The organism is Variovorax sp. UMC13 (assembly GCF_014170375.1).
GTDB lineage: Bacteria > Pseudomonadota > Gammaproteobacteria > Burkholderiales > Burkholderiaceae_C > Variovorax.
This window is the reverse complement of sequence record NZ_LZZW01000003.1, coordinates 219,674-238,426: the sequence shown is the minus strand read 5'-3', so window position 1 is coordinate 238,426 and position 18,753 is coordinate 219,674. Positions and strand designations below refer to the sequence as shown.

14 protein-coding genes are annotated in these 18,753 nt (G+C 69.3%); 1 reads left to right on the top strand and 13 read right to left on the bottom strand.

Annotated features, from left to right (window positions below; all coding sequences use genetic code 11):
- The first annotated feature begins 122 nt into the window (after nt 1–122).
- On the top strand, nt 123–1,019 hold the full coding sequence (locus A9977_RS01895) for a LysR family transcriptional regulator (protein WP_183023164.1): 897 nt from the start codon (nt 123–125) through the stop codon (nt 1,017–1,019).
- 136 nt (nt 1,020–1,155) lie between these two features.
- Here the strand turns inward: A9977_RS01895 and A9977_RS01890 are convergent, their stop codons facing one another.
- The 13 genes from A9977_RS01890 to A9977_RS01830 form a co-directional block, all read right to left on the bottom strand.
- A complete protein-coding gene (locus A9977_RS01890) occupies nt 1,156–2,265 on the bottom strand; it encodes a serine hydrolase (RefSeq protein ID WP_183023163.1) in 1,110 nt (369 codons plus the stop codon).
- Nucleotides 2,256–2,666: a hypothetical protein gene (locus tag A9977_RS01885; RefSeq protein ID WP_310936074.1), complete on the bottom strand. Its 411-nt coding sequence runs from the start codon at nt 2,664–2,666 to the stop codon at nt 2,256–2,258. The genes A9977_RS01890 and A9977_RS01885 overlap by 10 nt, the downstream gene beginning before the upstream one ends.
- 54 nt (nt 2,667–2,720) lie before the next feature.
- Nucleotides 2,721–3,437: an MgtC/SapB family protein gene (locus tag A9977_RS01880; protein WP_183023162.1), complete on the bottom strand. Its 717-nt coding sequence runs from the start codon at nt 3,435–3,437 to the stop codon at nt 2,721–2,723.
- A gap of 25 nt (nt 3,438–3,462) precedes the next feature.
- A complete protein-coding gene (mgtA, locus tag A9977_RS01875) occupies nt 3,463–6,225 on the bottom strand; it encodes a magnesium-translocating P-type ATPase (protein WP_183023161.1) in 2,763 nt (920 codons plus the stop codon).
- Nucleotides 6,226–6,378: 153 nt separating this feature from the next.
- Nucleotides 6,379–7,866, bottom strand: coding sequence for an efflux transporter outer membrane subunit (locus A9977_RS01870; RefSeq protein WP_405054662.1), 1,488 nt, complete (start codon nt 7,864–7,866; stop codon nt 6,379–6,381).
- Nucleotides 7,866–11,000: an efflux RND transporter permease subunit gene (locus A9977_RS01865; protein ID WP_183023160.1), complete on the bottom strand. Its 3,135-nt coding sequence runs from the start codon at nt 10,998–11,000 to the stop codon at nt 7,866–7,868. Before A9977_RS01865 ends, A9977_RS01870 begins: the two co-directional genes overlap by 1 nt.
- A complete protein-coding gene (locus A9977_RS01860; protein WP_183023159.1) occupies nt 10,993–12,141 on the bottom strand; it encodes an efflux RND transporter periplasmic adaptor subunit in 1,149 nt (382 codons plus the stop codon). Before A9977_RS01860 ends, A9977_RS01865 begins: the two co-directional genes overlap by 8 nt.
- A 51-nt stretch (nt 12,142–12,192) precedes the next feature.
- Complete coding sequence (locus tag A9977_RS01855) at nt 12,193–12,528, bottom strand: hypothetical protein (RefSeq protein ID WP_183023158.1); 336 nt, start codon at nt 12,526–12,528, stop codon at nt 12,193–12,195.
- Between the two features lie 514 nt (nt 12,529–13,042).
- Nucleotides 13,043–13,768 (bottom strand): haloacid dehalogenase type II, encoded by a 726-nt coding sequence (locus tag A9977_RS01850; protein WP_183023157.1) that lies wholly within the window; start codon nt 13,766–13,768, stop codon nt 13,043–13,045.
- A 9-nt stretch (nt 13,769–13,777) separates the two neighbouring features.
- Nucleotides 13,778–14,413: a bifunctional 4-hydroxy-2-oxoglutarate aldolase/2-dehydro-3-deoxy-phosphogluconate aldolase gene (eda, locus tag A9977_RS01845; RefSeq protein ID WP_183023156.1), complete on the bottom strand. Its 636-nt coding sequence runs from the start codon at nt 14,411–14,413 to the stop codon at nt 13,778–13,780.
- A gap of 45 nt (nt 14,414–14,458) precedes the next feature.
- Nucleotides 14,459–16,297, bottom strand: a complete 1,839-nt coding sequence (edd, locus tag A9977_RS01840; RefSeq protein WP_183023155.1) for a phosphogluconate dehydratase — start codon at nt 16,295–16,297, stop codon at nt 14,459–14,461.
- A 108-nt stretch (nt 16,298–16,405) separates the two neighbouring features.
- Complete coding sequence (locus A9977_RS01835; RefSeq protein WP_183023154.1) at nt 16,406–17,413, bottom strand: TRAP transporter substrate-binding protein; 1,008 nt, start codon at nt 17,411–17,413, stop codon at nt 16,406–16,408.
- A 58-nt stretch (nt 17,414–17,471) separates the two neighbouring features.
- Nucleotides 17,472–18,752 carry a TRAP transporter large permease gene (locus A9977_RS01830; protein ID WP_183023153.1) on the bottom strand — a complete coding sequence of 427 codons (1,281 nt, stop codon included), beginning with the start codon at nt 18,750–18,752 and terminating at the stop codon, nt 17,472–17,474.
- Nucleotide 18,753: the final 1 nt, after the last annotated feature.

The window sequence follows — 18,753 nt, the reverse complement described above, 5'->3', positions numbered from 1 at the left end:
CGGAATGCGTGTTTTTTCAAACACAATCCGAATGCCTTCATGGACCTGAAGTCTGCAGGCCCCCACCGGGGGCGTCAAATTAGAATTCGACCGAGCGCGATAAGCTTTTCTTATGGGGCCCCATGAAGCTCAAACACATCGAAGTATTCAATGCCATCATGCTGTCGGGCAGCGTGAGCGCGGCGGCCCGGATACTCAACGTGACCCAGCCCGCGGTCACGCAGACGCTCAAGCACGCCGAGCAGCAGCTGGGCTATGCGCTGTTCTTCCGCGAGAAGAACGGGCTGCGGCCCACGCCCGAGGCGCGCCACCTGTACCCGCGGTCGAAGAAGATCTTCGAGCAGGTCGATGAACTGCGGCGCCTGGCGCAGTCGCTCAAGACCGACGGCGCCTCGCAGTTCAGGGTCGGCATCGTGCCCTCGCTGTCCACCAAGTGCCTGTCGCTGGCGCTGAGCCTGTTCAAGGCCCGGCACCCCGCGGTCGCGGTGTCGATCAAGGTCCTGCATTCGGACGACATCCTGCGCGCGGTCGCGCTGCAGGAATGCGACCTCGGCATCGCCTATGGCGAGTTCGACTTTCCCTCGGTCGACGCCGAGGTGGTGGGCGTCGGGCACCTGGTGTGGGTGGAGCAGAAGCAAGCGGGCACGACCGGCGCGGACACCTCGGACATCGCGATCGCCGACATCGCCGCCACCGACTTCATCGGCATCGACAAGGACGACCCCGTCGGCAAGGTGCTGCTGGGCCACCTGAGCGAGAGCGCGGTCTTCACCCAGACCCGGCTCTCGGCCCAGACCTACCAGTCGGCCCTGCTGCTGACACTCGACGGCTTCGGCCCCTGCATCGTCGACTCCTTCACCGCGCGCTTCGCGGACCCCGAGGCACTGGTGTTCAGGGACGTGTCACCGCGCATCCCCGTGGCCGTGTCGGCCATCTCGACGGCCGAGGGGCGGCAGCTCCAGGGCTTCGAGGATTTCCTGAATGCCTTCAGGACCTCGCTGGGGCAGACGGAAGACTGACCCGGACTTGACCGGACGCAGAGGGCGCAAAGAAACGCAGAGATCGCAGAAAAGACGAGGCGATCATCTCAATGTCTTCTTTCGCGTCCTTTGCGAAACCTCTGCGTCCTCTGCGTCCGGCTGTCCGCTTGCGCTTTCACTTGGCCGCCGCCCCCGTATCGGTCGCGCCCGCCACCATGGGCGCTGCCGCCAGGACGCGCTCGGCCAGCACCGCGAACTGACCGACGTCCACGGCATTGCGCCGGTACCAGAGCCGGCTGTTGTCGACCCGGTGCACGAGCACGATGTCGCGTGCCCGGTCGACCAGCATGAACTGGCCGCCGTTGCCGTCCGCCAGCGCCAGCTGCTCCCGGGCGCCCGCGAGGCGCCAGGGGCGGAACGCCTGGCCGGGCACCCACCACATGTAGCCGTAGCCGCCCCCGCCCGAGATCGAGCTGTAGGAGCGGATGCTCTCGCGCAGCCAGGCCGACGACACGAGCTGACGCCCGTTCCACAGCCCGTCGCGGCTCAGCAGCAAGCCGACGCGCGCCAGGTCCCGCGCCGACAGGAACATCAGGTAGGCCGGGTGGTCGGAGCTGCGCTCGTGTTCGAACTTCGTGTCCTGCGGGTAGCGGAAATCCTCGAACTGCAGCGGCTCCGCCAGATCGGTCTTCAGGGCCTGGAAGACATCGCGGCCGGTGCGGCGCTGGAAGATCGTGCCCAGCGTGTTGAAGTCCCAGTTGTTGTAGTACCAGGAGCTGCCCGGCGCATGGCTGCCGCGCTCGGGCCGGCGCTTCTTCGCTTCCGGCGTTTCGTAGGCCGCCTCGTGGTAGACCCCCGAGCGCGCCTGCAGCAATTGCCGCACGGTCGCGGCCTGCTCCACCTCCGACAACCCACCCTTGTCCGTGATCTCCAGGGAAGCCAGGCTCTGGTCGAGATCGATCGCGCCCCGGTCCACCTGCATCCCGTAGAGCACGCTCAGCACGCTCTTGCGCACCGACGCGAGGTTCATCGGCTTGGCGATGTCGCCATAGGCGTGCACCAGCACGCCGCGGTGGATCACCAGGTAGGCGTCGGAACGCAGCGAATCGGCGTAGTCGTCTGCGAGCTTGAGCTTCTCGGCCGACCAGCCGCTCGGCGCTGGGGCGTCCGGCTTGGACCACGATGCGCCCGGGAACACCGGCTGTGCCCACGCCAGTGCGGGCGCCAGCAGGCAGAGTGACGCGAGGCGCCAGGCCTGCGTGGCGAGGCGCGGGATCAGTCGCATGGCTGGAAGCGCACGCACTCGGCCACCAGGTGGATCGCCGTCACCACGTTCTCGCCCTCGATGTGCTTCGAACTGAACTTGACCGTTGCGCCTTCAGCAATGCCGGTCAGCAGCGAACGGTCGGTGACCCTGAATGTCTGCGTGGTGAAGGGCAGCTTCGACCTCGGCATCAGCTTCAGCCGGACATAGGACTTGCCGCCCGGCTCATCGAGGAAGGACGCGACGCGTGCGCGGGTCAGCACGGTGGCGGCAGGCGCATCGGCCGCCGGGGCGGCGGCGGCCCCCGTCGCCATCAGAGAGAAGACGGCGATGGCGGCCCACACGCCGCGCGATCTGCTCCACATAGGCACCTCCTGGTCGTGACCCTGGATGCCCGCTGTCTCCCCGTCCACAGCGGGCACGGATGTTGTCGGTTCTTTCTCCGCCGCATCCTGCCACATGCGACGCAGGGACCGTCAGTTCTCCGCCCCCGCATTCCAGAACGCCTGCTGCACCCCCGGCAGCCTTTCCAGCTGCGCCATCACGCGGTCGAGTTCCTCGGCCTGCACGGCCGTGGCGTAGAGCGTGGCCTCGATCTCTGCGTCCAGCTGGCCGAAGGGGTGCTGGTCGACGTCGCGCACTGGATAGCTGGCGGCCTCCAGCAGCTCGAGCAGTTTCTCCCGCACCTCCGCCTGCACGCCGCGCGAGCAGATCACGTAGGCGACGTAGGTCGCCTCGCTGAACTCCTCCTGCACCGGGTTGCGGTTGATGCGGTTGACCACCGGCCGCAGCAGGGTGTTGCTGGCCAGCACGAACAGCGCCGCCATCAGGGCCTCGCCGACCAGGTCGGCGCCGGCGCAGGCGCCGACCGCGGCCGAGCCCCACAGGGTGGCGGCGGTGTTCAGGCCGGTGATGTTGGCGCCCTCCTTCATGATCGCGCCGGCCCCGAGGAAGCCGATGCCCGAGACCACGTAGGCCACCACGCGCACCGCGCCCTCATGGCCGCCCAGCCGGCTCGCCATGTCGACGAACACCGCGGCACCCACGGCCACCAGCGTGTTGGTGCGCAGGCCCGCGGTGCGCTGGCGCACCTGGCGCTCGAAGCCGATCAGGCCGCCCAGCACGAAGGCCGTGGAGAGGCTGACGAAGGTGTCGAGCAGCGAGGCCAGTTGCAGGTTGCGAAGCGCTTCCATGTGTCGAGTCCCTTGCCGATGGATGTCATTGCCAGCCGAAGCGGCGAATATAGAAGCGCTTCATGACCGTCGCGAGTACGCAATAGCCCAGCAGGATCGCGGCCAGCCACGGGAAGTAGGCCAGCGGCAGCGGCTGCAGCCCGAAGTAGCCCGCGATCGGGCTCATGGGCAGGGCGATGCCCGCGGCCATGATCGCCAGCGTCATGCCCATCAGCGCCGGCGCCGCGCGGCTCTCGATGAAGGGCAGCTTGGGCGTGCGGATCATGTGCACCACCAGGGTCTGCGTGAGCAGGCCCACCACGAACCAGCCGGTCTGGAAGAGGGTCTGCTGCGCGGGCGTTTTCGCATCGAAGAAGTGCCACATCACGCCGAAGGTCACGATGTCGAAGACCGAGCTGATCGGCCCGAAGAAGACCATGAAGCGGCCGATGTCCGCGGGGTTCCAGCGCAAGGGCTTCTTCACCAGCTCCGGGTCGACGTTGTCGAAGGGGATGCCGGTCTGCGAGATGTCGTAGAGCAGGTTCTGCACCAGCAGCTGCAGCGGCAGCATCGGCAGGAAGGGCAGCCAGGCGCTGGCCACCAGCACCGAGAACACGTTGCCGAAGTTCGAGCTGGCGGTCATGCGGATGTACTTGAGCATGTTGCAGAAGGTGTTGCGGCCTTCGACCACGCCCTCCTCCAGCACCATCAGGCTCTTCTCCAGCAGGATGATGTCGGCCGCCTCCTTGGCGATGTCCACCGCGCTGTCGACGCTGATGCCGATGTCGGCCGCCCGCAGCGCCGGCGCATCGTTGATGCCGTCGCCCATGAAGCCGACCACGTGGCCGTTGGCGCGCAGCGCGCGCACGATGCGCTCCTTGTGCAGCGGCGTGAGCCGGGCGAACACCTGGTGCGCCTCCACTGCCTGCGCCAGCGCCGCCTCGCTCATGCGCTCGACCTGCGGCCCCAGCAGCACGGTGCCGACCGCCAGCCCCACCTGCTCGCACACGCGGGCCGTGACCAGCTCGTTGTCGCCCGTCAGCACCTTGGCCTGCACGCCGTGCTCGGCCAGCATGCGCAGGGCCGGCGCGGCCGAGTCCTTGGGTGGATCGAGGAAGGCGATGTAGCCGACCAGCGTCAGCTCGGCCTCGTCGGCCACCGAATAGGCGGTCTGCGTGGCCGGCAGCTCCTTCATCGCCACCGCGACCACGCGCAGGCCGTCGGCGTTGAGCTGCTGCGTGATCCGGCGCACGTGCGTCAGCAGGCGCGCGTCCATCGGCAGGTCTTCATGGCCCGCGCGGGTGGCGCTGCGCACCCGGGTGCAGACCGCCAGCATCTCCTCGACCGCGCCCTTGCAGATCAGCTCGTGATGGTCCTCGCGCTCCGACACCACCACCGACATGCGGCGGCGCTCGAAGTCGAAGGGCACCTCGTCGACCTTGCGGTAGTCCTCGGCCAGCTTGAGCTCCGACTGCAGCTCGACGTGCTCGAGCACCGCGCGGTCGAGCAGGTTCTTCAACCCGGTCTGGTAGTGGCTGTTGAGGTAGGCGAACTTGAGCACCTCCTGCGACGCGTGGCCGAAGGGGTCGGTGTGGCGCTCGAGCGCGATCTTGTCCTGCGTCAAGGTGCCGGTCTTGTCGGTGCACAGCACGTCCATCGCGCCGAAGTTCTGGATCGCGTCGAGCCGCTTGACGATCACCTTCTTGCGCGACAGCAGCACCGCGCCCTTGGCCAGCGTCGAGGTCACGACCATCGCCAGCATCTCGGGCACCAGCCCGACCGCCACCGCCAGCGCGAACAGGAAGGCCTCCATCCAGTCGCCCTTGGTGAAGCCGTTGATCACCAGCACCAGCGGCACCATCACCAGCGCAAAGCGGATCAGCAGCCAGACCACGCTGTTGACGCCGGCCTCGAAGGCGGTCGGCGCGCGGTCGCTGCGGGTCACGCGGGTGGCCAGCGTGCCGAAGTAGGTGCCGTTGCCGGTCGCGACCACGATCGCCGTGGCCGAGCCCGAGACCACGTTGGTGCCCATGAACACCAGGTTGCGCGCCTCGAGCACCGAGGCGAAACCGTTGCCGTCCTCGGCGAACTTCTCCACCGGCAGCGATTCGCCGGTCATCGCGGCCTGGGCCACGAACAGGTCCTTGGCCGTCATCAGCCGGCAGTCGGCCGGAATCATGTCGCCGGCCGACAGCACGATATGCTCGCCGGGCACCAGGTCGCGGATCGGCACCTCGACCTGGCCGGCCGCGCGGCGGCCCTGCGGGCCGAAGCCGGACGGCGTCTCGCCGAGCCCGCGCCGGATCACGGTCGCGGTGTTGCTGACCATCGCCTTGAGCCGCGCCGACGCGCGGTTGGAGCGCCCTTCCTGCACGAAGCGGATCAGCGTGCTCAGCACCACCATCGTGCCGATCACCACCGTCGCCTTCATGTCGCCGGTGGCGTCGGACACCACCGCCAGCGCGGTCAGCAGCAGGTTGAATGGGTTCTTGTAGCAGAGCCACAGGTGCCGCCACGGCGACAACGCCTTCTCGTGCGCGACCTCGTTGGTGCCGAAACGCTCGAGGCGCTCGGCCGCTTCGGCTGCGCTCAGCCCGTCCTCGTGCGAGCCGGCGCGCACCAGCACGCCGGGCAGGTCGTCGCTCGCGGCCTTGAGCATCTCGCGCGAGACCTGCTCCGGCACGCCCTGGGCGGCACCGCGCCCGCCGACCGTGTGCGGCAACGCCGTGCGGTTGAACAGCGCCGAGATGTGGCGCCGTTCGAGCACGCCGCCGAACCAGTTGCGGAAGACTTTTCCGATGATTTTCATGTCATGACTCCCAGGGCCTCCGCCGCGAAGGCAGGCCCGTGATGGCGCCGAGGGATGCCGGCGGCGCCGTGGTGCGATCGCGGGCCGACATGGGGGATGCCTGCCCGCGAGGGAAACAGCGCGAGGACCATCGGCCTCGCGCCGCGCGTTGCGTCAGTGCGGCGTGTCCGCCGCGGCCACGTTCCACCAGCCGCCGCCCAGCGACTGGAACAAAGCCACCGCATCGGTGAAGCGGCTGGCCTGGGCCTGGATCAGCGTGCTCACGGCCTGCTGGTGGGTCTGCTGCGCGAGGATCAGCTCGGCCGCGCCGCCGGCGCCGAGCTCGCGCTGCCGCCGTGCGTAGCCCAGGCTCTTGCGCGAAGCGGACTCCGCGGCCGCGGCAGCGCGCAGGGTCTGCGCATCGCTGACGATGGCCTGCAGCGTGTCGGCGGTGTTCTGGAAAGCGGTCAGCACGGTGCTGCGGTACTGCGCCGCCGCCTGTTCGTAGCTGGCCTCGGCCGCGCGCTGCTGGTGCCGCAGCGTGCCGCCGTGGAAGATCGGCTGGGCCAGCCCGCCGCCGACGAACCAGAAGCCGGTGCCGCTGCCCAGCAGCTGCGACAAGGCCAGCGCCGAACTGCCCACGTTGGCCGTGAGCGTGAGGCTGGGCAGCCGCGCCGCCGTGGCCACGCCGACCTGGGCACTGGCCGCATGCAGCTGCGCCTGCGCGGCGCGGATGTCGGGACGCTGCTCGACCAGGCGCGAGGGCAGGCTCAACGGCAGCTCCTGCGGCAGCACCAGCGAGGCCAGCTCGAAGCGCGGCGCCACGTCCTCGCTCGGCAGCCGTCCGCCCAGCACGGCCAGCAGATGCCGCTGCTGCGCCAGCTGCTTTTCCAGCCCCGGCAGCACCGCCTCGGCCTGCGCCAGCGCCGACTCCTGCGCGGCCACTTCGATGCCGCCGAGCTGGCCGGCCGCATGCTGGCGGCGCGTGATGTCGAGCAGCTGCGTCGACAGCGCGATCAGATCGCGCGTGGCCTGGCACTGCGCGCGCAGCGAGGCCTCCTGGATGGCGGCATTGACGATGTTGGTCGTCAGCGTGATGTAGACGGCTTCGCGCTGGAAGCGCTGCACGTCGGCCTGCGCCGTCAGGGCCTCCACCTGGCGCCGGTTGGCGCCGAATACGTCGGGCACATAGGAGATGTTCAGCTGGGCGCTGTGCAGCGTGTAGAGCGAGGCGCCCGACTCGGCCGGGCTGGCCAGCGGGTTGGCCACGCGCTGGCGCGTCGGCGTGAACTGCAGGTCGAGCTTGGGCAGCGCCTCGCCGCGCTGCGCGGCCACGCCTTCCTGCGCCGCGCGCAGGGCCGCCTGCGCGGCCTGCAGGTCGGGGTTGGCGCGCAGGGCCGAGGCCACCAGTTCGTCGAGCGCGTCCGAGCCGAACACGCGCCACCATTGCGCGGGCACGTCCTGGCCTTCGACGAAGCGCTGGGCCTCGCCTGCGATGCCCGGTGCGGACGTCGTCTGCGCGGGCAACGGCTCGGCGGTGTAGCCACGGGTCGCGGGCGCCTCGGGCTTCTGGAAATCCGGTCCGACGGCGCAGCCGCCGACAGCCAGCAGCAACGCGAGGGCCGCGGTGCCGGTGATTCGCTTCTTGATCATCGTCGTCATCAAGCTTCTCCCTGGGCCAGTTCGGGCATCCCGTCGATGCCGTCTTCGGCGCGGCTGTCGGCCGGTTGCCGGCGGGCCGCGCGTGCTTCGATCAGGTAGTAAAGCGCCGGCAGCAACAGCAGCGTCAAGGCCGTGGCCGTGATCAGGCCACCCACCACCACCGTGGCCAGCGGTCGCTGCACGTCGCTGCCCAGGCCCGTGGCCAGCATGGCAGGCGTGAGGCCGAAGGCGGCCACGGTGGCGGTCATCAGCACCGGCCGCATGCGGCTGGCCGCGCCTTCGAGCACCGCCTCGCGCAGCGGCTTGCCTTCCTCGCTGCGCAGCCGGTTGATCTGCGCGATCATCAGCACGCCGTTGAGCACCGCCACGCCGAACAGCGCGATGAAGCCGACCGCACTGGAGACGCTGAGCGTCATGCCGCGCAGGTGCAGCGCGGCCAGGCCACCGAGCATCGCCAGCGGCACCGCGGCCAGCACCAGCAGCGGCTGACGCAGGTTGCGGAACTCGCCGAACAGCAGCATGAACATCAGGCCCAGCGTCATCGGCAGGATCACCAGCAGCCGCGCCTCGGCGCGCTGCAGGTTCTCGAACTGCCCGCCCCAGGCCAGCTGGATGCGCTGGGCGTCGAAGTGCACCTGGTGCTCCACCAGCGGCTGCGCCTCGGCCAGGAAGCTCGACAGGTCGCGGCCGCGCACGTTGAGCTTGACCACGATGTGGCGCCGCGCCATCTCGCGCACGATCACGCTCTCGCCCGAGACCGTGGAGATGTGCGCCACTTCCGACAGCGGCACCTTGGCGCCGTTGGGCGTGGTCAGCATCAGGTTGCCGATCACGTCGGGGCTCGAGCGCGCGGCGGTCGGGAAGCGCACCGTCATGTCGTAGCTCTTCTCGCCCACGTAGAGCCGGCCCACGGGCGAACCGCCGATGCCGGTGGCGATCAGGTCGGCCACGTCGGCGGCATTGAGGCCGTAGCGCGCGGCCGCGGCGCGGTCGAGCTCGATCTTGAGGTTGGGCAGCGGCGGCTCCACGTCGAGCGCCACGTCGGCCGCGCCGGGCACGCCCTCCAGCGTGTGGGCCACCTGCTGCGCGACGCCGCGCACCTCGGCCAGGTCGTTGCCGAACACCTTGACCGTGAGGTCGCTGTGCGCGCCCGAGAGCTTGTCCTGCACGCCGTCGATCATGGGCTGCATGAAGCCGACGGTCACGCCCGGCATCTGCGCGTAGCGCTCGCCGAGCTTGGCGATCAGCTCCTGCTTGTTCATGCCCGACTTCCACTCCTTGTAGGGATGCAGGCCGACGCTGGACTCGATGTGCGAGGGCGTGAAGTAGTCGGTGCCGTCGTCGTTGCGCCCAGTCTGGGTCACCATGTAGCTGACCTCGGGGAATTCCAGCGTCGCGCGGCGCAGCTCGCTGGCCATCTCCGAGGCCTTGTCCAGCGTGATGCCCGGCGGCAGCGTCACCTGCAGCCACAGCGAGCCTTCGTCGAGATACGGCAGGAAGTCGCGCCCGATGGTGCCGCCCAGCACGCCGAGCCCGGCCACGGCCGCCAGGCACACGACCAGCACCCAGCGGGTCTTGCCGACCGCGCGCTCGAGGAAGCGGCGGTAGGCCCGGCCCAACGCCTCGAGCGGGCGGTTGTGGAAGATGCGCCGCGGCTTGCGGAAGGCCAGCCAGGCCAGGCCCGGGATCAGCGTGAGCGAGACCACCAGCGCACCGCACAGCGCCGCGCCGACCGCATAGGCCATGGGCGAGAACAGCTTGTATTCGATGCGCTGGAAGGCGAACAGCGGCAGGTAGGCCGCGATGATCACGCCCATGCCGAAGAACAGCGGGCGCGCCACCTTGAGCGTGGCAGTGATCGCATCGCGCGCCGTGAGCATGCGGCCCTCCTCCTCCTCGCGCCGGCGCAGGATGCCCTCGACCAGCACCACCGCGCCGTCGACCAGGATGCCGAAGTCGATCGCGCCCAGCGACAGCAGGTTGGCCGGCACCTTGAAGTGGTGCATGAAGATGAAGGCCATCAGCAGCGACAGCGGGATGGTCAGCGCCACGATCACCGCCGCGCGCGGGCTGCCCAGGAACAGCAGCAGCACCACGCTCACCAGCACCATGCCCTCGGTCAGCGTCCCGCCCACGGTGTGCAGCGTGGCCTCGATCAGCGAGGTGCGGTCCAGGTAGGCCACCACCTTGACGTCCTTGGGCAGCAGGCTCTCGTTGAGCTCGCGCACCGCCTCGTGCACGCCGGCCAGCGCCACCGAAGGGTTGAAGTCCTTGAGCAGCAGCGTGATGCCTTCGATGGTGTCGGGGTTGTCGTCCTTGCCCAGGATGCCGCGGCGCTCGACGTTGCCGTAGACCAGCTTGCCCAGGTCCTTGACCAGCACCGGCACGCCGTTCTTCGACTTGACCACCACGTTGCCCATGTCGTCGACCGAACGCAGCAGGCCCACGCCGCGCACCACATAGCTCTGCTCGCCGCGGTCGACCACGCTGCCGCCGCCGTTGGCGTTGTTGGCGGTCAATGCGTCCTTCACCTGCTGCAGCGTGAGGCCGTACTCGGTCAGCCGCTCGGGTTCGAGCTCGAGCGTGAACTGCGTCGTGAGGCCGCCGAAGTTGGCGACGTCGACCACCCCGGGCACCTTCTTCAGGCGCGGGATCACGGTCCAGAACTGCAGCTCCGACAGCTCGCGCAGGCTGCGCGTCTTCGACTCCAGCGTGTAGCGGTAGATCTCGCCCGTGGGCGAGGTGTAGGCGTCCAGCCCCGGCGTGGCGCCGTAGGGCAGCGTGACGCTGTTCATGCGTTCCTGCAGCCGCTGACGGGCGAAGTAGCCGTCGGTGCCGTCCTCGAACACGACGGTGATCAGCGACAGCGCGAACAGGCTGCGCGAGCGCAGCACGTGCATGCCCGGCGTGCCCAGCAGCGCGCGCTCCAGCGGGATGGTGATCTGCTGCTCGACCTCCTCGGCGCCCAGGCCCGGCACCTGCGTCACGATCTGCGAGGTGACGTCGGCGATGTCGGGAAAGGCCTCGACCGGCAGCTGCTTCCAGCTCCAGACGCCGTAGAGCGCCACGAAGACGAACAGCAGCCAGACGATGCCGCGGCGCTGGAAGCAGGTGGTGACGATGCGCTCAATCATTCAGCAGCACTCCGTCCTTGACCACGATGCGCTCGCCGGCCGAAAGGCCCGCCAGCACCTCGACGCCGTTGCCCGGCACGCTGGCGCCGACGTTGACCACGCGCGACTCGAAATGGAAGGGCGTCTTCTCGACGAACACCCGCGTGTAGAGGCCGCTCTGCAGCACGGCCGCGGCCGGCACCACCAGGGTCGGGCGGCTCACGCCGGCGAAGCTCACGCGCGCGAACATGCCAGGCTTGATGCGGCCGTCGCGGTTGTCGATGGCCACCCGGACCTTGACCGTGCGGGTCTCGGTGTCGAGCAGGTCGCCCACGTACTTCACCTGGCCCTCGACCGGCTGGTCGGCATAGGCGTTGAGCGTGATGCGCGCCTTCTGGCCCGGGAACACCTGCGCCATCTCCTTCTCCGGCACGCTGGCCGAGAGCCAGACCGTCGACAGGTCGGCCACCGTCATGATCGGCGCCGTGATGTCGTTCCAGTAGCCGCCCTGCGCACCGGCCATGTCGACCACGCGGCCGGCGATGGGCGAACGCAGCACGTACTCGCGGTGCGAGCTGGCGTCGGCGACCACGCCCAGCTGGGCCAGCCGGCCGGCGCTGGCGCGCGCATCGTTCTCGGCCGCGGCCAGCGCGAGCTGCGCGGCCTCGTAGTCCTTGCGGGCCGAGATGTCGCCGTCGAACAGCGCCTTCTGCCGCTCGAATTCGCGCCGCGCCTGCAGCAGCGCCGACTGGGCCTTGGCATGCTCGTTGTAGACCGTCCCGAGGTCCGACGAATCGAGGGTGAACAGCGCGTCGCCGGCCTTCACCGCGTCGCCCAGCGTGCGGTGCAGCTTGACGATGCGGCCAGCCAGGGGCGGCGTCACCTTCACCAGCTTCTCGGGCAGGGCCTCGATCACGCCCGGCGCGTCGATGCCCTGGGCCAGCGCCTGCTGCCGGACGGCGTCGACCTGCAGGCTGTGGCGCAGCGGCGAGGCCTCGGGCACGATCAGCAGGTGGCCTTCATGCTGCAGGCCGTGCGCCGGCGCCGCATGGCTTTCGGCCGCGGCGGCGCCGGGCAGCAGTTTCTTGACATCGCAGGCCGTGAGCAGCGTGCTGCCGGCGCAGACGATGGCGACGGCGATCGCGAGACGGGCTTTTTTCATCGGATTTTTCCTGGGGGATCGGGGGGCGGGTGAAGGAGGTCGGGCCGCGGGTCAGGCCTGCGGCCGGCCGACCAGAAGGGAGAACGGCGACAGGCGCGGCATGGCCGCCGGCGCATGCGCCGTGTCGTGCACGATGCCGCCGGCGGCCGCGAGCCGAGCCCGCGCATCGCGCGGCAGGTGCCGCAGCACGCCGGCGCGTTCGGTGACGGAAAGCATGGACAGCGCATCGGCGATGACGCGCGTCGAGAGGTCGGCCAGCGCCAGCGCACAGGCGCGCTGGCCATGGACGGCGAGCAGCTCGCACAGCACGGCGCTGCGGTGCGAGGCGATGGCGGCACGCAGCGCGCGCTGCAGTGCGTCGTGGAAACGAGGGGTGCGAAACAGCATGAGGATCTCCTTCGGCCATGCGGCCGCGGAGGCGTCCTCACGCGTTCAGGTGAGTGCGGGCCTCCGGACCGGCGCCGGATATGCAAAGTTCATGGGATGGGGTACGAAGGCAGTCGGCGCGCAGCGGCGCCCCTCAGGGTCGGGATCCATGGTGGCCTCCTGAGGTGGGGGTGCCCGGCACGGCACGCCGGCGCGCGAAGGCGACGGCTGCGGGTTCGGTGTTGGCAGTGTTCATATCTCACCTTGTCGACGCGCCGAACAGGCCGCCGCAGGCGAGCATGAAAAAGAAGTTTCAGGCTCGACCGGACGGTCTCAACGGCGCACGCTTCGACGACTGTCGCTGGGCATGGTTGAAAGATCCTTTGGGGTCGTCGAGATTCGTCTGTTCGTCTCGATGACGAAGCGAATTTTGCCTGCCGTTACAAGGGAAAACCAGAAGCTCGGAGGATGTGATTGCGCGCCCGATGTATCGCCGGGCTATACCAAGGTATATCCCGGCGACGGGCCCTGCCGCTCAGCAGCCCAGCAGGTCGGCCAGCACGCCGATGTCGCGCGCGTGCAGCGTGTTGTCCGGCTGCGGCGAGACGTCCTTGGGCTGGCCCGGGCCGAACTCGAACGGGCGCTCGATGTAGCCGGTGCGCAGGCCGCAGGCGCGCGCGGCCGCCAGGTCGTCGTGGTGCGCGGCCGCGAGCATGACCTGGCCGGGCGTGGTGTCGAACACCGCGGCCACGCCCAGGTAGGTGCGCGGGTCGGGCTTGTAGGCCTTGAACACCTCGGCCGACAGCACGCAGTCCCAGGGCAGGCCGGCGTTCTTGGCCATCTCGGTGAGCAGGCCGATGTTGCCGTTCGACAGGCTGCAGATGATGTATTTCGACTTGAGCCGGGTCAGGCCCGCCACCGCGTCGGGCCAGGCCGGCAGGCGGTGCCAGGCGCAGTTGAGTTCGCGCTTCTGCGCCGCGTCGAGGTGCGTGATGCTGAAGTCGCGCAGCACGGTCTCGAGGATGCTGCGGTGCAGCTCGTCGAGCAGCGTGAAGCCACCCTCGCCTTCGGCGATGCGCGCCATCACGCCGCGCATCGCGGGCTGGTAGCCGGCGCGCCAGGCCAGCGCGAAGGCGCTGCCGTCGATGCCCGGGATCATGCGCTCGGCCTCGGCCGCGATGCCGCCGTGCCAGTCGACCACGGTGCCGAAGACATCGAAGGCGATGACCTTGAGCTCGGCCGCTTCGGGCTGCTGCAGCATGGCGGTTCCTCAGCGTTGCAGTTGCGAGGCTTCGCGCGCCAGTTGCTCGATGCGCGCCCAGTCGCCGGCCTGGATGGCGTCGTTCGGCACGATCCACGAACCGCCCACGCAGGCCACGTTCGACAGCGCCAGGAACTCGGCCGCATTGCCCGCGTGGATGCCGCCGGTGGGGCAGAAGGTCACATCGCCGAACGGGCCCTGCCAGGCCTTGAGCATCGGCAGGCCGCCGGCCTGCATCGCGGGGAAGAACTTGAGCTGCTGGTAGCCGTCTTCCTGCGCCGTCATGATCTCGCTGCCGGTGGCCACGCCGGGCAGCAGCGGCAGGCCGAGGTCGTGGCAGGCCTTGCCGACCGCGCGGGTGTAGCCCGGGCTCACGCCGAACTTCGCGCCCGCCAGCGCAGAGGCCTGCGCGTCGGCCGCGCTGCGGATGGTGCCGGCGCCGGCCACGGCTTCGGGCACTTCCTTCGCGATGGCCTCGATGCACTGCAGCGCCTGCGGCGTGCGCAGCGTCACTTCGAGCATGCGGATGCCGCCGGCCACCAGCGCACGCGCCAGCGGCACGGCATGGGCCACGTCGTACAGCACGATCACCGGGATCACCGGGGCGTCGCGCATCACGTCGAGGGCGGTGAGTTTTTCGTTCATGTCAGGGTTCCACTGTTGCTGTGTTCTAGAGATTCGGGGTGCCGCTCAAAGCCACGAGCAGGCGCCCTCTTCGGCTGTCAATGCGTTGCGGCGCATGCCGGCAAACAATTCTCGGCCCAGGCCGCGGCCATCGGCCAGGCGCTGCGCTTCGGGCATCGGCACATTCTCGCGCGCCGCCCATTCGTCCTCCGGCACCAACACGGCCAGCGTGCCTTCCACGCCGTCGAGACGGATCACGTCGCCGTCGCGCACCTTGGCCAGCGGGCCGCCGGCCGCGGCTTCGGGCGAGACGTGGATGGCCGCGGGCACCTTGCCCGAGGCGCCGCTCATGCGGCCGTCGGTGACCAGGGCCACGCGGAAGCCCTTGCCCTGCAGCACCGACAGCGGCGGCGTGAGCTTGTGCAGTTCGGGCATGCCGTTGGCCTGCGGGCCCTGCCAGCGCACCACGCAGACCACGTCGCGGTCGAGCTCGCCGGCGGTGAAGGCCTTCTGCAGCGCGGCCTGCGAATCGAACACCCGCGCCGGCGCCTCGATCACATGGCGGTCGTCGGGCACCGAGGACACCTTGATGACGCTGCGCCCGAGGTTGCCCTTGAGCAGCTTGAGCCCGCCGGTGGGGCTGAAGGGCGCCGACACCGGCCGCGCCACCGCCTCGTTCTTCGACGGGGCGGCCGCGTGCCAGTGCAGCACGCCTTCGGCCGAGAGCTCGCCCGCCATGCGCGGGATGTTGGCGAATTCGGCGATGCCGCCCGCGCGCACGGTCAGCACGTCGGCATGCATCAGGCCCGCGCCGACGAGCTCGCCGATCACGTAGCCCGGGCCGCCCGCTTCCTGGAAGGCGTTGACGTCGGCGCTGCCGTTGGGATAGACCCGGGTGAGCAGCGGCACCACGTCGGAGAGTTCGGAGAAATCGTTCCAGTCGATCACGATGCCGGCCGCGCGCGCCACCGCCACCCAGTGGATTAGGTGGTTGGTCGAGCCGCCGGTGGCCAGCAGCGCCGCCATCGCGTTGACGATGGCGCGCTCGTCGACCAGCCGGCCGATCGGCGGGCAGGCGAAGGCGTTGGTCGACGCCTTGCCCAGCACCGTGCGCACCGCCTCGCGCGTGAGCGCCTCGCGCATCGCGTCGCCGGGCTGGATGAAGGCCGTGCCGGGCACGTGCAGGCCCATGGCCTCGAGCAGCATCTGGTTGCTGTTGGCGGTGCCGTAGAAGGTGCAGGTGCCGGGCGCGTGGTAGGCCGCCATCTCGGCGTCCATCAGGCCCTGGCGGCCGACCAGGCCCTGGGCCGCCTTCTCGCGCACCTTGGCCTTGTCGTTGTTCGACAGGCCCGAGGGCATCGGGCCGGCCGGCACGAACACCGTGGGCAGGTGGCCGAAGTGCAGCGCGCCGATCAGCAGGCCGGGCACGATCTTGTCGCACACGCCGAGCATCAGCGCGGCGTCGAACATGTCGTGCGTGAGCGCGACCGCGGTGCCCATCGCGATCACGTCGCGGCTGAACAGGCTCAGCTCCATGCCGGGCGTGCCCTGGGTCACGCCGTCGCACATGGCCGGCACGCCGCCCGCGACCTGCGCGGTGGCGCCGAGGCGGCGGGCCTCGTGCTTGATGATGTCGGGGTAGCCCTGGAACGGCGCGTGGGCCGAGAGCATGTCGTTGTAGGCGGTGACGATGCCGATGTTGGGCCGGCGCTCGGCCACGATGCGCAGCTTGTCGTTGGCCGGCATGCCGGCCACCGCATGGGCCACGTTGGCGCAACCCATGCGGTCGGAGCCGCGGTCGCGCTCGCCGTAGGCTTCGATCTGTTCGAGGTAGGCGGCGCGGGTGGGCGCGCTGCGTTCGCGGATGCGTCGGGTGACGGCTTGGACGGTGTCGTGGAGTGGCATGCTGGGGCTGTGGATGCGCCGGCTGGCTGGGGCCTCATGGTAAACCCCGCAGGTGGCGCGATGCAGGCGAAGGGGGTGCGAGACCTCCTTCGCCCAAGGGGATGGCGCTTACTTGCCGCGCACCTGCGCGACGGCCGCGTTGACCGCGTCCCAGGTCTCCTGGCCCACCGACTTGGCGATGCCGCCGTTCACGCTGACGAGCTTCTCGCGCATGCGGTTGGCCTCGGCGGCGGGCAGTTCGTTGACCTGCATGCCCTTGGACTTGAGCTCGGCCAGCGCCTGGGTGGCCTCCTCGCGGGTGTCCTTGCGCTCGAAGTCGCGGCTCTTCAGCGCGGCGTCCTGCAGCACCTTCTTCTCGGCCGGGCTCAGCGTATCCCACCACTTCTTGCTGACCGTGACGATCCAGGGGCTGTAGACGTGGTTGGTGACGGTCAGGTACTTCTGCACTTCGTAGAACTTGCTCGACACCACGGTGTTGAACGGGTTCTCCTGGCCGTCGACCGCGCGCGTCTCGAGGGCCGTGAAGAGCTCCGAGAAGGGCAGCGGCACGGCGTTGGCACCCAGCGCCTTGAAGCTGTCGAGGAACACGTTGTTCTGCATCACGCGCAGCTTGATGTCACCCATGTCTTCCAGCTTCTGGACCGGGCGCTTGCTGTTGGTCAGGTTGCGGAAGCCGTTCTCCCAATAGACCAGGCCGACCATGCCCTTGGGCTCGAGCTTGGCCTTGACCTTCTCGCCCACCGGGCCGTCGAGCACGGCGTCGGCTTCCTTCACGTTGCCGAACAGGAAGGGCGTGTCCCAGACGGCCATCTCGGGCACGATGCCCACGAGCGTGGCGGTCGAGCCGACCATCATCTCCTGCGCGCCACCGATCAGCGCCTGCTGCATCTGGGTGTCGGAGCCCAGCGAGGCGTTGCCGATGCCGCGCACCTTCATCTTGCCGCCGGTGGCCTTCTCGACCTCCTGGGCGAACAGGCGCACCGCGCGGCCCTGGTTGGAGTTGTCCACCAGGCCGTAGCCGAAGCGCACGATGCGCGGCTTGAAGTCCTGGGCCTGGACCGCGCCGGCGGCGGCGAGTGCGGCCACGAGGCCTACGAGAGCGAAACGGATGCGCATTGGGAAGTCTCCTGAGTATCGAAAGGGAAAAGGAAAAGGAATGGCGCGCGGGCCGCCGTCAGTGCATCCAGGCCAGCGGCGCGGTGATGAGCGAGGGGAACAGCACGAAGAGCACGGCCAGCAGCACGTACATCAGCAGGAAGGGCGTGGTGCCCTTGATCACGGTTTCCATGCGCAGCCGGCCGACGCCGGCCACCACGTTCTGCACCGTGCCCACGGGCGGCGTGATCAGGCCGATGCAGCCCACGTAGATGAACATGAAGCCGAAGTACACCGGGTCGATGCCGGCCTTCACGGCCAGCGGCGCGCACACCGGGCCGAAGATCAGGATGGTGGGCGTCAGGTCCATCGCGGTGCCGACCACCAGCAGGAACAGCATCATCAGCGCCATGAACACGACGGGGTTGCCCATCACGCCCGAGAAGCTGTCGGCCAGCATGTTGGGCAGGTCGGCCAGCGTGATCATGTAGGCGGTCACGGTCGCGGCGCCGCACAGGAACATCACCACCGAGGTGGTCTTGCCGGCGTTGAGGAAGACTTGGTAGAGGTCGGCCCAGCTCAGCTCGCGGTAGACGAACATCGAGACGATCAGCGCATAGACCGCCGCCACCACCGCGGCCTCGGTGGGCGTGAAGATGCCGCCCTTGAGGCCGCCCAGGATGATGACCGGCATCATCATGGCCCAGAAGCTGTGCAGCAGCGCCTTCATGCGCGCGCCCCAGGCCACGCGCGTCATCGCCGGCAGCTTGTGCTTGCGCGCGATCCACCACCAGGCGGCGATCAGGAACAGGCCCATCATCAGGCCCGGGAACACGCCGGCCAGGAACAGCTTGCTGATCGAGGTGTTGGTGGTCACGCCGTAGATCACGAAGGGCATCGACGGCGGGATGATCGGCGCGATGATGCCGCCCGAGGCCAGCAGGCCCGCGCTGTAGCTGGCCGGGTACTTCTGCTCGCGCATCATCGGCAGCAGGATGGTCGCGAGCGCGGCAGTGTCGGCGATGGCCGAGCCGCTCATCGAGGCCAGCAGCACCGCGGCGCCGATGGCGACGAAGCCCAGGCCGCCGGGGATGTGGCCGACGAAGGCGCGCGCCAGGTCGATGATGCGGCGCGACAGGCCGCCCGCGTTCATCAGTTCGCCAGCCAGGATGAAGAAGGGCACGGCCAGCAACGGGAAGTTGTCGAAGCCGGCCTGCAGGTTCTGCGCGAGCAGCTGCGCATCGAAGAAGTCCAGGTGCCACATGAGGGCGACACCGGTCAGCACCAGCGAGTGGGCGATCGGCATGCCGATCACCATGCCGCCGATGAGCACGAACAGGAAGATAGCGGTGACGATCATC

Bases quoted from the DNA above. Each gene is read 5' to 3' on its own strand.
- mgtA (WP_183023161.1), bottom strand. From the start codon at position 6,225: ATGAAAATCATCGGAAAAGTCTTCCGCAACTGGTTCGGCGGCGTGCTC.
- A9977_RS01890 (WP_183023163.1), bottom strand. From the start codon at position 2,265: ATGCGACTGATCCCGCGCCTCGCCACGCAGGCCTGGCGCCTCGCGTCA.
- edd (WP_183023155.1), bottom strand. From the start codon at position 16,297: ATGCCACTCCACGACACCGTCCAAGCCGTCACCCGACGCATCCGCGAA.
- A9977_RS01860 (WP_183023159.1), bottom strand. From the start codon at position 12,141: ATGAAAAAAGCCCGTCTCGCGATCGCCGTCGCCATCGTCTGCGCCGGC.
- A9977_RS01895 (WP_183023164.1), top strand. From the start codon at position 123: ATGAAGCTCAAACACATCGAAGTATTCAATGCCATCATGCTGTCGGGC.
- A9977_RS01865 (WP_183023160.1), bottom strand. From the start codon at position 11,000: ATGATTGAGCGCATCGTCACCACCTGCTTCCAGCGCCGCGGCATCGTC.
- A9977_RS01880 (WP_183023162.1), bottom strand. From the start codon at position 3,437: ATGGAAGCGCTTCGCAACCTGCAACTGGCCTCGCTGCTCGACACCTTC.
- eda (WP_183023156.1), bottom strand. From the start codon at position 14,413: ATGAACGAAAAACTCACCGCCCTCGACGTGATGCGCGACGCCCCGGTG.
- A9977_RS01855 (WP_183023158.1), bottom strand. From the start codon at position 12,528: ATGCTGTTTCGCACCCCTCGTTTCCACGACGCACTGCAGCGCGCGCTG.
- A9977_RS01835 (WP_183023154.1), bottom strand. From the start codon at position 17,413: ATGCGCATCCGTTTCGCTCTCGTAGGCCTCGTGGCCGCACTCGCCGCC.
- A9977_RS01870 (WP_405054662.1), bottom strand. From the start codon at position 7,866: ATGACGACGATGATCAAGAAGCGAATCACCGGCACCGCGGCCCTCGCG.
- A9977_RS01850 (WP_183023157.1), bottom strand. From the start codon at position 13,768: ATGCTGCAGCAGCCCGAAGCGGCCGAGCTCAAGGTCATCGCCTTCGAT.
- A9977_RS01830 (WP_183023153.1), bottom strand. From the start codon at position 18,752: ATGATCGTCACCGCTATCTTCCTGTTCGTGCTCATCGGCGGCATGGTG.